At 58.4% G+C, this 14,850-nt stretch carries 15 protein-coding genes; 6 read left to right on the plus strand and 9 right to left on the minus strand.

Features of this window, described 5'->3' with window-relative positions; all coding sequences use genetic code 11:
- Positions 1-28 precede the first annotated feature (28 nt).
- Genes E3W21_RS17300 through E3W21_RS17310 form a run of 3 tightly spaced genes read right to left on the minus strand, consistent with a single transcriptional unit; the run spans position 29 to position 3,873 of the window.
- Positions 29-1,333 (minus strand): cytochrome c, encoded by a 1,305-nt coding sequence (locus E3W21_RS17300; RefSeq protein ID WP_134421185.1) that lies wholly within the window; start codon positions 1,331-1,333, stop codon positions 29-31.
- 12 nt (positions 1,334-1,345) lie between these two features.
- A complete protein-coding gene (locus E3W21_RS17305) occupies positions 1,346-3,130 on the minus strand; it encodes a GMC family oxidoreductase (protein ID WP_134421187.1) in 1,785 nt (594 codons plus the stop codon).
- A gap of 2 nt (positions 3,131-3,132) precedes the next feature.
- Entirely contained in the window at positions 3,133-3,873 is a 741-nt protein-coding gene (locus E3W21_RS17310; RefSeq protein ID WP_134421189.1) for a gluconate 2-dehydrogenase subunit 3 family protein, read from the minus strand.
- Positions 3,874-4,171: 298 nt separating this feature from the next.
- On the opposite strand from E3W21_RS17310, the gene E3W21_RS17315 reads away from it, so the two are divergent.
- Positions 4,172-4,816: a tyrosine-protein phosphatase gene (locus tag E3W21_RS17315; protein ID WP_129439616.1), complete on the plus strand. Its 645-nt coding sequence runs from the start codon at positions 4,172-4,174 to the stop codon at positions 4,814-4,816.
- Between the two features lie 9 nt (positions 4,817-4,825).
- Here E3W21_RS17315 and E3W21_RS17320 read toward each other — a convergent pair whose 3' ends face one another.
- The 3 genes from E3W21_RS17320 to prlC form a co-directional block, all read right to left on the minus strand.
- Positions 4,826-6,868 (minus strand): M3 family metallopeptidase, encoded by a 2,043-nt coding sequence (locus E3W21_RS17320; RefSeq protein WP_134421191.1) that lies wholly within the window; start codon positions 6,866-6,868, stop codon positions 4,826-4,828.
- Positions 6,869-6,979: 111 nt separating this feature from the next.
- Positions 6,980-7,267, minus strand: a complete 288-nt coding sequence (locus E3W21_RS17325; protein WP_059403677.1) for a YheV family putative zinc ribbon protein — start codon at positions 7,265-7,267, stop codon at positions 6,980-6,982.
- Positions 7,264-9,315, minus strand: a complete 2,052-nt coding sequence (gene prlC, locus E3W21_RS17330) for an oligopeptidase A (protein WP_134421193.1) — start codon at positions 9,313-9,315, stop codon at positions 7,264-7,266. Before prlC ends, E3W21_RS17325 begins: the two co-directional genes overlap by 4 nt.
- Before the next feature lie 89 nt (positions 9,316-9,404).
- Here prlC and E3W21_RS17335 point away from each other — a divergent pair, with 89 nt between their 5' ends.
- A complete protein-coding gene (locus E3W21_RS17335) occupies positions 9,405-9,950 on the plus strand; it encodes a gamma carbonic anhydrase family protein (protein WP_129439611.1) in 546 nt (181 codons plus the stop codon).
- A 26-nt stretch (positions 9,951-9,976) separates the two neighbouring features.
- Positions 9,977-10,627, plus strand: coding sequence for an HAD family hydrolase (locus E3W21_RS17340; RefSeq protein ID WP_129439610.1), 651 nt, complete (start codon positions 9,977-9,979; stop codon positions 10,625-10,627).
- A 115-nt stretch (positions 10,628-10,742) separates the two neighbouring features.
- Here E3W21_RS17340 and E3W21_RS17345 read toward each other — a convergent pair whose 3' ends face one another.
- On the minus strand, positions 10,743-11,834 hold the full coding sequence (locus E3W21_RS17345) for an aminopeptidase (RefSeq protein WP_134421195.1): 1,092 nt from the start codon (positions 11,832-11,834) through the stop codon (positions 10,743-10,745).
- A gap of 59 nt (positions 11,835-11,893) precedes the next feature.
- Here E3W21_RS17345 and E3W21_RS17350 point away from each other — a divergent pair, with 59 nt between their 5' ends.
- Together E3W21_RS17350 and E3W21_RS17355 are read left to right on the plus strand one after the other, a co-directional pair.
- Positions 11,894-12,316 (plus strand): hypothetical protein, encoded by a 423-nt coding sequence (locus E3W21_RS17350; RefSeq protein WP_134421197.1) that lies wholly within the window; start codon positions 11,894-11,896, stop codon positions 12,314-12,316.
- A 40-nt stretch (positions 12,317-12,356) separates the two neighbouring features.
- The gene (locus E3W21_RS17355; protein WP_134421199.1) at positions 12,357-12,779 is read left to right on the plus strand and encodes a hypothetical protein; all 423 of its coding nucleotides are present in this window, start codon (positions 12,357-12,359) and stop codon (positions 12,777-12,779) included.
- A 6-nt stretch (positions 12,780-12,785) separates the two neighbouring features.
- Here the strand turns inward: E3W21_RS17355 and E3W21_RS17360 are convergent, their stop codons facing one another.
- Positions 12,786-13,019 carry a DUF1161 domain-containing protein gene (locus tag E3W21_RS17360; protein ID WP_046044848.1) on the minus strand — a complete coding sequence of 78 codons (234 nt, stop codon included), beginning with the start codon at positions 13,017-13,019 and terminating at the stop codon, positions 12,786-12,788.
- 156 nt (positions 13,020-13,175) lie between these two features.
- Positions 13,176-13,607 carry an OsmC family protein gene (locus E3W21_RS17365; RefSeq protein WP_008152515.1) on the minus strand — a complete coding sequence of 144 codons (432 nt, stop codon included), beginning with the start codon at positions 13,605-13,607 and terminating at the stop codon, positions 13,176-13,178.
- 241 nt (positions 13,608-13,848) lie between these two features.
- Here E3W21_RS17365 and E3W21_RS17370 point away from each other — a divergent pair, with 241 nt between their 5' ends.
- Entirely contained in the window at positions 13,849-14,850 is a 1,002-nt protein-coding gene (locus E3W21_RS17370; protein ID WP_134421201.1) for an LLM class flavin-dependent oxidoreductase, read from the plus strand.

Here is a 14,850-nt window from a genome sequence, read left to right on the forward strand (position 1 = left end):
TATTCATCTGGCTAGTGCCGCCGGGCAGTCAGTTTTTCTGGGTAACTTGCCCCAGATCGTCGGCCGACGTGGTCTTCATATCATTCGTGCGCAGGTCTGCTACGTCGCTCGCCTTGACCGGCTCACCCTTGTTGCCCCAGCTGCTGCGGATGAAACTGACCACATCCGCCACTTCCTGATCCGACAACCGCCAGGCGAACCCGGGCATGGTAAAGGTCGAAGGCGCCGTGTGAGTCGCCGGCAGCGTACCGCCCTTGAGCACGATGTGAATCAGCGACGTCGGATCCTGCGACTGCAACACCGGGTTGCCTGCCAGCGCCGGGAACACTTTGGTGTAGCCATGGCCATCGGTACGGTGACAGGCCGCGCAGTTGTCGATGTACACCGAAGCGCCAGGCTTGCTGTCGTCCCCGTTCCACAGCGCCTGTGCGACCTGTTTGTCGTACTGGTGCGGCTGATCATTGGGATCATTCGCCGGCAAGGACTTGAGGTAACGGGCAATCGCGGTCAGATCGTTGTCGGTCATGTATTGCATGCTGTGCGTCACCACATCACTCATGCCACCAAACACCGCGCTGCGATCGCTGCGACCGGTCTTGAGGAACTGCACCAGTTGTTCTTCGCTCCAGCTGCCGAGGCCGTCTTTGTGATCGCTGCGCAGACTTTTCGCAATCCAGCCTTCCAATGGCGCACTGCCTGACAGAAATGCGCTGCCTTCACCTGCATTCAGAGCTTTTTCCTGCATGGTCAGGGCACGTGGCGTATGGCATGCGCCGCAATGTCCGAGGCCCTCCACCAGATAAGCCCCACGACTGACCACCGCTTCTTCGCCGGGTGCCGCTTTGTCGTCCGCCACGGCCGGGGCAAACATCCAGCGCCAGCCCGCAAGCGGCCAGCGCATGCTCAAAGGCCAAGGGATGTCGCTGGCCTTGTTCTCCTGAGCGACAGGCGCCACGCCGTGCATGAAGTAGGCGTGCAAGGCTTTCATGTCGGGTTCGTTGACGCTGGAGTAGGACGGATAGGGCATCGCCGGGTACAAGGTACTACCGTTTTTGGCGACACCATGGCGGACGGCTTTGTCGAAATCCTCAAAGCTGTAGTCACCCAAGCCGGTTTTATCCGGCGTGATATTGGTGGAGTAGATCGTCCCGATCGGTGTTTCCATCGGCAGACCACCGGCGAACGGCTTGCCGTCCTTGGCGGTATGGCAAGCCACGCAGTCACCCGCGCGGGCAAGGTACTCGCCTTGTTTGATCAGGTTTTGATCAATTTCTGCGGCGTTGACCGAGCCACAGCCGAGCAACGTCAGGGTCGCGATAACAAGTGCTTTCATGGTCATCGCTCCTTAAGCCTGAACCAGCGGGCCGGGGTTTTTCAGGTACTGCTCGCGGATTGCCCGGGCCGACCAGTAGGTCAACGCTGCCAACAGGCCGGTAGGGTTGTAGCCCAGGCCTTGTGGGAAAGCTGACGCTCCGGGGACGAAAACGTTGTGCACGTCCCAGCTCTGCAAGTAACGGTTCAAGGCGCTGGTTTTCGGATTGGTACCCATGATCGCGCCACCGTTGAGGTGGGTGGTCTGGTAAGACGCGGTGTTGAAGTGATCACCAACTTTCTTGCCCAGTACAGCGATGGCCTTGGGGCTCATCGCTTCGGCGATCTTGCCCATTTTCTCGACCATGAAGCGGTTCATCTTGATGTCGTTTTCCTGCCAGTCGAAGGTCATCCGCAACAGCGGCAAGCCGTAGGCATCGCGGTACACCGGGTCCAGATCGAGGTAGTTGCCGCGGTAGGATTGATGCGCGCCGTGGGCATCCATCGACACTTGATGGGTGTAGTAATCGGCGGTGGCACGTTTCCAGGCACTGCCCCAGGCCGGGGTGCCCGGCGGGTTGGATGTGCCAGCGATCGGTCGGCTGCCTGCCTGGTTGACCCACATCGGCGAGCCGCCGACGAAACCATGGGGCCCGTGATCGAAGTTGTCGGCGTTGAAGTCGTCCACCGCCACGCCGTTACCGCCGGCACCAATAAAGTTATTGGTGTGGGTGTCTTTGTCGAAGTAGGCCTTGATGGTGGCCATGTTCTGGTAGGCGAAGTTCTTGCCGACAACGCCTTCGCCGCTGATTGGGTCGTACGGCTTGCCGATACCCGAAAGCAACATCAGCCGCACATTGTGGAACTGGAAGGCACCGAGGATCACCAGGTCTGCCGGCTGCTCGATTTCCCGGCCCTGGCCGTCTATGTAGGTCACACCTGTCGCCTTGCTCTTGGTGCTGTCGAGATTGACCCGCAGTACGTGGGAGTTGGGCCGCAGCTCGAAATTGGGCAGCGGTTTGAGCGCCGGCAGAATGTTTACGTTCGGCGATGCCTTGGAATACATGTAGCAGACATAGCCGCTGCAAAAACCGCAGAAGTTGCACGGGCCGATCTGTGCGCCGTAGGGGTTGGTGTAGGGGCCTGACGTATTGGCAGAGGGCAGGTTGTAGGGTTTGTAACCCACTGCGGTGGCCGCTTTCTGAAACAGCTGTGCGGAAACAGTGTTCTTCTGCGATTCCAACGGGAAATGATTCGAACGATCCGGCGCGTACGGGTTGCCGCCTTTGCCTTCGCCGACCAACTGACCCTTCACCGTCCATGCCTGGCCCGACGTACCGAAGATCTTCTCGGCGTAATCGAAAAACGGTTCCAGCTCTTCATAGCTGACGCCGAAGTCCTGGATGGTCATGTCCTTGGGGATGAAGCTTTTGCCGTAGCGTTCTTCGTAGTGGCTGCGCATGCGCAACTCGATCGGGTCGACCCGAAAGTGCACGCCGGACCAGTGCAAACCGGCGCCGCCGACACCATTACCGGGCAGGAAGGCGCCCAATTGGCGGTTCGGCAGCGCGATGTCATTCACGCTATGGCGAATGGTCACGGTCTCTTTGGAAATGTCCTGGAAGAGTTTTTTACGCACGCTGTAGGTGAGTTCGTCGATCACCTGTGGATAGTTGCCATCGGGGTAAGTGTCCTGCATCGGCCCGCGCTCCAGCGCAAGCACATTCAGGCCGGCTTCTGTCAGCTCCTTGGCCATGATCGCGCCCGTCCAGCCAAAACCGACGATCACTGCGTCGACCTTCTTCATTACCGTTGCCATGCTTACGCCCTCTCGCCGCGAATCGAAACTGCCGGGAAGGGGTATTGCTCGTTGCGTGCCACCCAATCCATGAAATCGGCGCGGGCGCCGGGGAAGCCGATCATGGTCCAGCCGACCATGCCTTTATTGCCGCCGTGAATCGGGTCGCAGAAGAACCCTTCTTTGGTGTTTTGCAGCAGCAGGTTGAAGAAAATCTTCGCTGGAACACTGTCGAACTGAGGTTTTCCGGCCTCGAGTTGCTTGAGCAAATCGTCTCGGGTAGCGCTGTCTTGCTCAGCAAATACTTTACCGTTGAACGTTTTCGACCAAGCATCCGTCGCGGCGATGCCCAGGCGATAAATCTCTTTGGGCACCAGTTTGCTCTGCCAGCCCATTTCCGGCGCAGCGTCTGCGTTGAATGGTCCCTGCATGAACCACAGCGCGCCGGCCGCGTAAGGCGTGTTCATCTGGCGGTCGATGTATTCGGGCACACCGGCTTCCAGGGCGCCTGGCCCTTGGGCATCGCTCGGAATCAGCTGGGCGACAGCGGCCTTGATGAACGTCCATTCTTCGGCGGTGAAGTAGCTTGGTTCATAGGTGCTGGTGCTGACCGACGCTTTGCCGGAACTGGCCGGGGCTGCTTCGGGCGAGGCCATCAGGACCGTGCTGCCCAGACCGGTGCTGGCAACGGTGACCACCGGGATCAAGGTCAGGGATTTGCGCAAAAACTCACGCCGCGGGTTGTCTCGATCTTGATCGGACATAGGAGGGCACCTCATCAGGCATTAGCGGTTTTTCAGCCGTCTCGCAGGACGACTTTTCGTTTTGACACCGATGCAGAACGCCAGCAAACGGGGAGCAATAGGGCGCATCGGTAATATGGGGTAACAAATGGTAGCAGGCTAAGCATCAAGATGAACCGATTCAGCTAAAAAACCTCGGTTTTGCGACGAAAGCGATTGGCTGATTCACGATTCTTTGACAGATGGCTCACAGTCCTTTGACCGCTCGGGGGTGAAGCTGGGCGTCATCTTCCCGACTCTCCTGAACGGTCATCCGAGCATGTCTCTATCGCGTTGTATCCCAGCGATCTGCCTGTCGCTGGCCGCACTTTTGAACCTGACGCTGGCCCTTGCCGACGACAGTGCGTTGCCCCGACCTGCGGAGTGGGCTCAATCGGTCGAGGTGCAATACAACCTCTTCAAAATGTCCCCGACGCTCTATCGCAGTGCATTGCCCGACAGAGGCGCCGTGCCGTTACTGGAAAAACTCAAGGTCGGGACCGTTATCAATTTCCTGCCCGAGTCGGATTCAAGCTGGTTGTCGACGCCAGGTATCGCACAGGTACAGCTGCCCTATCGCACCAACCATGTGGATGATGCGGATGTACTCAAAGCCCTTCGCGCGATCCAGACTGCCGAAGCCAAGGGACCGGTGCTGATGCACTGCAAGCATGGTTCGGACCGCACGGGCCTGATGGCGGCCATGTACCGGGTCGTGGTGCAGGGCTGGAGCAAGGAAGACGCCCTGAACGAAATGACCCAGGGCGGCTTCGGTGACAGCACTCATTTCAAAGACGGCGTCCGTTACATGATGCAGGCCGATGTCGACAAGCTTCGCACCGCGCTGGCCAACGGCGATTGCAGCACGAGCCCGTTCGCCAGTTGTTCGATGAAGAGCTGGTTCAAATCGGCCCACGTCGAGTAAAGCGTTGCGTCAGCCGGCAACGGTCTCTGACGAAAGCACGAGCAGATCTTCGGCGATCGGCCGTTCAAGAAACGCTTCCAGGGCGGTCAGCAAGGAGCGCGAATCGCCCGGAGAAAAAAACGCCTCGCGAAAGGCTCGCCCTGTTTGCGCATTGAAGACCCAATCCTGACGGAATCGCTTGAAGGCTTCGATGGCCAGTACGCCTGACCACGTGTAGGCGTAAACGGAGGCTGCGTAACCGGTCACCATGTAGTCAAAGCTGTTTGCGAACCGACAATAAGACGGCAGTTGCACGTGGGGAACCTCCCGCTGAATGTCTTCGAATACTTGCTGGGTGCTACGACCATCGCCTTGGCTGAGGTGCACTTCGAAATCGAACATTGCACCGGTCAGCATGAGTGCGGCTTGTCGGCTGACCTGGGTTTCGAGGGCTGCCAGTGCCGCGTCTACCCGCGCCTCGGTCAAGCGTTCACCGCTTTGGTGGTGGGCACCCAGCCATAATAGAAACTCCCGTGACAGGCACCACTGCTCGAATACTTGCCCTGCGAACTCCACCGTATCGCGCCCCAGTTGGGAAATGCCGGAAAGGTTGTGATGCGGCGAACTCGTCAGCACGTGTTGCAGACAATGACCGAGTTCATGAAAAAGCATCCGCAGATCCTTGTGCTCAAGCAGGCACGGATGGCCGTCGACCCCAGGCGTGAAGTTGCAGTGAAGATCGGCAATCGGTAGCGCTAAGCGGCCTTCGGCGTTTATTCGTCGGTTTCGCAGCGTGCCGGTCCAGGCGTAATCAGGAGCTTCTTTGCGGTGGAACGGGTCAAGATAAATATGCCCGATGGTCTGACCATGCTCGCTGATCTCAAACAGGCGCACGTCGTTATGCCAGCGACTGAATTCAGCCTGCTCGAGGATCCGGATGCCGAACAGCCGTTCGCAGAACAGGCAGAGTCGTCGCAAGGTGCCGTCCAGGGGGAAATAGTCGCGCAGATTCTTCAGGGCTTCAGGGAAACGATGGTGGCGCAGTTGTTCAGCGAGAAATTCGTGGTCCCAGGCGTGTACTTCAGAGATGTCCCGTTCGAGCGCAAACTCTTGCAGCTCCTTTGAATCCCGTGCAAGGCGCGGTGTGTTCAATGTCACTTGCCGCCGCAGGAAACTACGGACTTGATCGGTGGACTCGGCCGCTGCGGTGGCCAGACGCAGTTGCGCGAAATTATCGAAACCTAGTAGTTCGGCTTTCTGGTGGCGCAGCGAAAGCAGCAACGTCAGTACAGGATCATTATCGAACTCGTCGGCATGCGGGCCTTGATCGGACGCGCGCGTGGAGTACGCCACGAAATATTCTTCTCGCAATGCCCGATTTTCGGCGTACCTCATGATTTGCTGGTAGGTGTTTTCATCCAGAGGAATCAGCCAGCCTTCATGTCCTGCTTCTTTGGCCAGGTGTCTCAGACGATTTTTTACGGTGGGGTATAAACCTTCCAGTACCGCAACGTCATCGACGTGTTTGGTCCATGCTGCGTTGGCGCTTTTCAGATGGATGAGAAACAGCTCTTCGAGCCGATTGATGTCGAGGTTCAACCGGGCCAGCTTTTCCCGTTGCATCAGGGGCAAGTCGATTCCCGACAATTGAAATTTGCGCAGAATCTTGGCCAGCGCGGCCTTGCGCGGTTCATCGAAGTTGAGGGCGATCGAACTGTTCGCCAACCGCTGGTATGCATCAAACAACGGCCGATTGCTCATTCTTTCGGATCGGTACTGCGCCCCAGCGTCGCTGCACGCAGCAGCTGCCGTGCTCCAGGCGGTATCGTTGTGTTTCGCCATCGACAGGATCTGGATGATGCTCAAAGCTTCACCCAGGCGCGCATCGATCTCATCGATGGCCAGAACCAGGTCATCCCAATTGGGGAATACGGATTGGCTGGTGATGGTTTCGGCAATGACCTGCCGGTTGTCGGTAATGATGGCTGTGATTGCCGGCACGAGGTGCTCGGTGCGGACCTCCGACCAGGGCGGCAGGTCCCAGGCCTGCAAAAGCGGATTGGTGTCGGGCATGGCGGCTTCCTTGGATGGCGACTGATTTCGGTCAGCCTATAAAGGAAGCGCAGGGGAAAGGTGGTAGATAGTTACCACCCCCACACCGCAAGGTGTGGAGGTGGCGGTGACTCAGTGTTGCTCGTCAGGCTTTTTCTTCAGCTTCGGGTTTGGGAAAAACTGCACGGCCTGAACCTTGGCGTCCGGCACCTTCAGTGCCGAGGTATTGACCCGCGTGCCCAATTCCTTGGGCACCGACAGGCCTTGTTCATTCAACGTGTCCGAATAACCGCAGGCCACGCACTCACGATGTGGGACTTCGTCTTCGTTCCACATCATCAACTTGTCCGGCTCGCTGCACGCCGGGCAGACCGCCCCGGCGATAAAGCGTCTTTTGGTAATCACAGGGCCCTCACTCATGCTGCCGCGACCTCACTCAGGCCGCTGTGGCGCAAGAGTGCGTCAATCGACGGCGGGCGTCCGCGGAAGTCGACGAACAGCACCATCGGTTCCTGGGAACCACCGCGCGCCAGGATCGCTTCGCGGAAGGCGCGACCGGTGTCGGCGTTGAGCACGCCGTCTTCTTCGAACTTCGAGAAGGCATCGGCCGACAGCACTTCAGCCCATTTGTAGCTGTAGTAACCCGCCGCGTAACCGCCGGCGAAGATGTGGGCGAAGCTGTTAGGGAAACGGTTGTAGGCCGGTGGACGCATGACCGAGACCTCGTCACGCACACCTTCAAGTACCTGCGCCACGCTACGGCCGTCACCGTGGGTGGCGTGCAGGTCGAAGTCGAACAGCGAGAACTCCAGCTGACGAACCATCATCAGGCCGGACTGGAAGTTCTTCGCGGCGAGCATTTTTTCCAGCAGGTCCTGAGGCAGCGGTTCGCCGGTTTCGTAGTGACCGGAGATCAGCGCCAGACCTTCCGGCTCCCAGCACCAGTTCTCCATGAACTGGCTTGGCAGCTCGACCGCATCCCAGGCCACGCCGTTGATGCCGGATACGCCGGCGTGTTCAACGCGGGTCAACAGGTGATGCAGGCCGTGACCGAACTCGTGGAACAGGGTGGTCACTTCATCGTGGGTCAGCAGCGCTGGTTTGCCGCTGTCGGCCGGGGTGAAGTTGCACACCAGGTTCGCCACCGGGCTCTGCAATACGCCGCTGATCGTGCGGCGACGGTCGCGGGCGCCGTCCATCCAGGCCCCGCCACGCTTGTTGGCGCGGGCGTAGAGGTCGAAGAAGAAGCGGCCGACGTGCTGGCCGTTTTCCTTGATTTCAAACAGGCGAACATCCGGGTGCCAGGTGTCGAAGCCTTTCAGTTCGGCGATTTCGATGCCATACAGACGCTGGACGATAGCAAACAGACCGCCCAGCACTTTGTCGATCGGGAAGTAAGCGCGAAGGGCTTCCTGGGCAACGCTGTAGCGCTGTTCGCGAAGTTTTTCACCATAGAAACCGCTGTCCCAGCTTTGCAGGTCCGGGCAGCCTTGTTCGGCGGCGTACGCCTTGAGCTGTTCCAGATCCAGGGCGGCGAACGGCTTGCTGCGCTTGGCCAGATCGCGCAGGAAACTCAGCACTTGATCGCTCGATTCAGCCATTTTGGTGGCCAGGCTCAGCTCCGAGAAGCTGGTGAAGCCCAAAAGTTTTGCAAGCTCCTGACGCAGGTCGAGGATTTCTTCCATGACCGGGCCGTTATCGTTCTGACCGGCATTCGGGCCTTGGTCCGACGCACGGGTGCAGTAGGCGGCGTAGACTTCTTCGCGCAGGGCGCGGTCGTGGGCGTAGGTCATCACCGCGTAGTAGCTCGGGAATTCGAGGGTGATCAGGAAGCCTTCCAGACCTTTGGCCTGTGCAGCCGCGGCCATTTGCGCCTTGGCCGAATCGGTCAGGCCGGCGAGGGCAGCTTCATCGGTGACGTGCTTGGTCCAGGCCTGAGTGGCGTCGAGCAACTGGTTGGAGAAGCGGCTGCCCAGCTCCGACAATTTGCTCTGCACTTCGGCGTAACGCTTTTGTTCAGGCGCAGGCAAGTCGATACCCGACAAACGGAAGTCACGCAGGGAGTGTTCCAGGATAGTTTTCTGCGCCACCTCGAAACCGACAGCTTCGGGACTGTTAGCCAACGCTTCGAACGCCTCGAACAACTCGCGGTTCTGGCCCAATTCGGTGGAGTAGGCGCTCAAGGCCGGCAAGCAGGACTCGTAGGCTTCGCGCAATTCGGCGCTGTTGCACACGGCATTCAGGTGGCTGACCGGGCTCCAGGCGGCGCCCAGTCGATCATTCAGTTCGTCCATCGCCAGCACCAGGCCGGTCCAGGTCGGTTGTTTGCCCTGGGTTTTGAGGATCTCGATAATGGCGGCGCGGTTGTCAGCCAGGATCTGTTCGATGGCAGGTTGCACGTGTTCGGCACGGATCGCCGAGAACGGCGGCAGGTCGTAGGACTGCAAAAGAGGGTTGTTCACGCTCACGGTTGGCACCTTGGCTGGAAGAAACATTGCGCCATCTTAATTACAATCGACGCTCACCGCAGCTATCAGCAAAAGAGAGAGAGCCTATCGTGACCCTTCGCAAGTATCAGAACCACACGCCGCTACTCGGCAAAGGCGCCTTTGTCGACGGTTCGGCGGTGGTGATCGGCGACGTTGAAATGGGCGAAGACAGCTCGGTCTGGCCGCTGACGGTGATTCGTGGCGACATGCACCGCATTCGTATCGGCGCGCGCACCAGCGTGCAGGACGGCTGTGTGCTGCACATCACCCATGCCGGGCCGTTCAATCCCGATGGCTTTGCGTTGCTGATTGGCGACGATGTGACCATCGCGCATAAAGTCATGCTCCACGGCTGCACCGTGGGCAGTCGGATTCTGATCGGCATGGGCAGCATCGTCATGGACGGCGCAGTGGTCGAGGACGATGTGATCATCGGTGCCGGCAGTCTGGTGCCCCCGGGCAAACGCCTGGAAAGCGGCTTCCTTTATGTGGGCAGCCCGGTGAAACAGATCCGGCCGCTGACTGACAAGGAAAAAGCCTTTTTCACCTACAGCGCGGCGAATTACGTGAAGCTCAAGAATTTGCATCTGGCCGAAGGCTACGACCAGCTCTGACCCTGCGCCCTTATTCAGGATTCAACATGCATTACCAAACCGTATTGTTCGACCTCGATGGCACCCTGACCGATCCACGCGAGGGCATCACCCGTTCGATCCAGTTCGCCTTGAGCAAACTGGGCATCGATGAGCCCGACCTGACCAAACTTGAACACTTCATCGGTCCGCCGTTGTTGCAGGCGTTCATGCAGTTCTACGACTTCGAGGAGCCCAAGGCCTGGGAAGCGGTGAACTTCTATCGCGAACGCTTCAAGGTCACCGGTCTGTATGAGAACCGCGTATTCGACGGCGTCACACCATTGTTGGAAACCCTCGGCGGACAAGGGCGACAGCTGTACATCGCGACGTCCAAACCGTGGATTTTTGCCCGGGAAATTGCCCGGCACTTCGACTTCGCCAAGCACTTCAAAGTGATCTATGGCAGCGAACTGGATGGAACCCGGACCAACAAAGTCGAGCTGATCGCCCACCTGATGGCCGAAGAAGGGCTGGACCCGGCCAACACCTTGATGATCGGCGACCGTAAACACGATCTGATCGGTGCGCGCAGCAATGGGCTGGATGCAGCGGCAGTTGGTTATGGTTTTGGCAGCCGGGAAGAGTTGAGCGCCGAAGCCCCGACCTGGCACTTCGAGACGCTGGAAGAGATGCATCAGGCGTTTTTGCAGCGTTAATTAAACCGCCATCGTCGGAGCGCCGCCCGGAGCAAGCTCGCTCCCACAGTGGACCAGTGTTTACAAAACTAATGTGGGAGCTTGCTCCGGGCGGCGTTCCGACGATGAGGCCCGATCAGCCACCGCGACTTTGCAATTGAGCCAAAGCATTCAATGCCGCCTTGCGCTCCCCCACCGGCAACGCGCCGAGCTTCTCGACCGCCGCATAAAACTTCACCCAATCCCCGCCCACCTGTCTGAACAACGCCGCAAATGCCGGCACCCATTGGTCGTACAGCCCAAATGGCAACAGCCGGGCATTGTTCATCGGCGCATTGATCCATGCGTCATAGCGTTTGTCCCCGGCCCATTGGCTCTCGCGCAACTGCCGGTATTCACTCCGCAATCGTTCGAACTCGTCGGCTTTGCGCTGGCGCATCTGGTCGGCGGGCAGGGGCAGGGTATACAGCCGCTCGAGTCGCGTGCGGGTATCCAGAACCAATTGAATGAACTGGTCCCGTTGCTGCACCTGCGCGCCGCTGTCCGGCGTCAGGCCGCGGAATGCACGCCATTGGCGGGTGCCTTCCTGTTCGACGAAGGTGGCGAAAGACTCATTGAATTCGGTGTTGTCCTTCACATAAAAACGTTGATGCGCCAGTTCATGGAAGATCAGCGTGGCCAATCGTTCGTCACCCCAGGCCATCATCGAACTGATAATCGGATCGTTGAACCAGCCGAGCGTCGAATAAGCCTCGACGCCGCCGATCGACACGTCCATACCTTGCAACCGTTGCAACGCAGCTTCACCGCGGGCCGCGCTCTGACTGTAATAACCGCGATAGGCGACGCAGCCGGCGATCGGGAAGCAATGGTTCTTTGGTGTCAGGGAAAATTCCGGCGTGGCAAACACGTTCCAGACTACGAACGGTCGGCCAATGTCGGCGTACAAACGGTAACTCTGGTTATCTGGCAGCTGCAGCTGTTGGCTGGCGAACGTGCGGGCCTTTTGCGATTGAGTCAGGTGCGCACGCAATAGTTGATCGCGACCGGGATCGGCAATCACTGTGGAAACCGGCTCCCGTGCCCGCAGCAATTGCAGCTGACCACTGGCCAATTGGCCGTAATAGCTGATGCCGGCGCAACCATTGAGAAACAAAAACAACACGCCAGGAAACAAAATGCGTAAAACGCGATCAAGTAACCCAAGGCTTGGAAGCGGCCTGATCAAAATGAATCATCCCTGGAGAGTCTGCCCGCAAGACTATCCCGCCTGACTGGAGCTCCGCTATGCGCACGTTGATGCTGACAGGAAGCCTGCTGATGCTGGCAGGTTGTGCTGGATTCGGATTACCCCCCCATGATCCGGCTCAAGCGTGGATCGACCTGGATTCGAAGCAGGAAGACACCGCGTTGCAGGCGCTGGAAGTCGATGACAAGGCCGCCACCGACAAGCGCTATTTCCAGGTTCAGCCGGGTAGCCATGAGCTCACCGTTCGTTACCAATTCCCGGTCGCGCCAAGCAACATCGGACCCGATGCCGAGCCACTATGGCGTGACTGCCATCTAAACGTGAAATTCAACGACTTCAACGCTGGTGAGCGGTATCAGCTCAAAGCAGGAAATATCGGCTTTCGGCCGTGGGCAAAACTCTACGATCAACAGCGAAAAGTGATTGGCCAGGGTGTACCGGCTGGCTGCCAACGCACCTGATCGGCGTTATTCTAAAGGACTAGTCCTTGAGAAAATCATCATGCGCAGGTTAACGCTGTTACTTGCGGCAAGCATCGTTGCTGGCTGTCAGAGCCCGTTGCCAGCGGCTAATCCGCAGATGGCCTGGGTCGAGTTTTCTACGCCATTCCCCAACGATAAATTGCTGATGGCCGAACGCCTGGACAAGCAGCGGTTGCGCGACGGGCGTTTTTTCCAGGTCACCCCCGGTAGCCATGAGCTGATCGTTCGATTCGACTTCGAAGTGCCCGGTGGTGGGGGCTTAGGTGTGATGAATGGCCCCACGGAACGCTTGTGCTACCTGACCATCAACTACGATCATTTCGAAGCCGGCCAGCGTTATGTGCTGGTAGGCCAGTCGATAGCATTTTCTCCTGGTGCCCGGCTGTACAACGCCAAGCGGGAGATTGTCGCGGAAGATCGAGAGTCCTATTGCCTCATGTGAGGGGAATCAGCGGTCGTTCTTCTGGTAGATGATTTTCTTCGTGCCGCCTTCGCACGAGCCAACGACCATATTCTGATCGTGTACTTCGTCGTTGGTGACGATTTCCAGCGTGTAGGACGAGACGTTATTGGCCTGGATCTTGGCTTCAATCTCGGCCTTGAGTTCTTCACAGGATTTCGCTGCCGCTAGGGCCGATGTGGCCAGCGCGCAACAGATAACCGCCAAGGCAAAACGTTTCATGGTTGAAGCTCCTTTGAGGCAGCGCGCAGGGTAATGCGCTTTAGCTGCTGTCATTTATTCGACCACAATCTCGCCAGCCAGGTTTTGTTTCAGCGCAAAAAAAGAACGCAGCCCGCCGAGACTGCGATCTTTTATCGGGGAGCGCGACAACCCCTATCAGCTGACCAATGTTGCATCCAGGCTGATTTTCGCATTCAACACTTTGGAAACCGGGCAGCCTTCTTTGGCTTTATTGCTCAGTTCCTCAAATTGAGCCTGAGTCGCCCCAGGAATCTTCGCTTTGAGGATCAATTTCACCGCCGTGATCGCAAAACCGCCGTCTACCTGGTCCAGGGTGACTTCGGCATTGGTATCGATGCTGTCAGCCTTTAGACCGGCATCGCCGAGAATCATCGAAAACGCCATGGAGAAGCAGCCCGCGTGCGCTGCGCCGATTAGCTCTTCCGGATTGGTGCCCTTGCCGCCTTCGAAACGTGCCTTGAAGCCGTAGGGCGCTTCTCTGAGGACACCGGTTTCCGTGGAAATCGAGCCGATGCCGGTTTTCAGGTCACCTTCCCAGTGAGCCGATGCTTTCTTTGTAATAGCCATGTCTGCCTCCTCAAGATCCGGCGCGAAGCGTCGCGCCTTTGTGGTTTTCGGTTGCTAGGGTTCTGAGGATAGACCGTGGTGCAAAGTTCACCTCATCTGATCGGTCCTCTTATTTCTTAGGAATTTTGGCTCTGCTATTGAAACTCGGGTATATGCCCTCATTGCATAAAACACGCTTATAGATTCGGCAGGTTTTCGTTTGTAAGAAAAAACCTGCGCCCTCAATTGGAGAAGCAGGCTTATGAAACGACTGTCCGATATCAAGTTCTCGACCCTCGATCTGGTGCCCGTGCGGGAGAACGGCAGCGCGGCCCAGTCGCTGCGCAATTCCCTGGACCTGGCTCAGCACGTCGAAAAATTTGGCTACAACCGTTTCTGGGTTGCCGAACACCACAACATGGACGGCATTGCCAGTTCGGCGACTTCGGTACTGCTTGGCTACCTGGCTGGCGGCACCTCGACCATTCGTGTCGGCTCGGGCGGTGTGATGTTGCCCAACCACGCGCCGCTGGTGATCGCCGAGCAGTTCGGCACGCTCGAAAGTCTGTACCCGGGCCGGATCGACCTGGGCCTGGGCCGTGCTCCCGGCTCCGATCAGATGACCGCCCGCGCCTTGCGTCGTGAACGCTCCGGCAGCGCCGACGATTTCCCGGAAGACGTGGCGGAACTGATGCGCTACCTCGGCCGGCGCACCCCGGACCAACGGGTCATCGCAATGCCAGGCACCGGCACCAATGTCCCAGTCTGGCTGCTGGGCTCCAGCCTGTTCAGTGCACAACTGGCCGGTGAACGCGGTTTGCCCTACGCCTTCGCTTCACATTTCGCACCGCGCTTCATGCATGAGGCCATTCGCGTCTACCGCAACCACTTCAAGCCTTCAGCAATATTGGATAAGCCCTACGTAATGCTCGGTGTGCCCTTGGTGGCTGCCGACACCGACGAGCAGGCCGATTATCTGGCGACCTCGGTCTATCAGCGCATCCTGGCGTTGATGCGTGGCCAGAGCCTGGTGCAACGTCCGCCGGTAAAAACCATGGATGGCCTGTGGCTGCCTCATGAGAAAGAGGCGGTCGGCGATTTCCTTGGTCTGGCGATGGTTGGCAGTCCGCAGAAAATCCGCGCAAAACTGGAAGTGCTGATCGAGCAGACGCAGGCGGACGAGCTGATTTTTACCTGCGACCTGTACGAACATGCCGATCGCGTGCGCTCCTATGAGCTGCTGGCCCAGGTCATGAAGGGCTGA

It is taken from the genome of Pseudomonas sp. F01002 (genome assembly GCF_004402115.1).
GTDB lineage: Bacteria > Pseudomonadota > Gammaproteobacteria > Pseudomonadales > Pseudomonadaceae > Aquipseudomonas > Aquipseudomonas frigoris.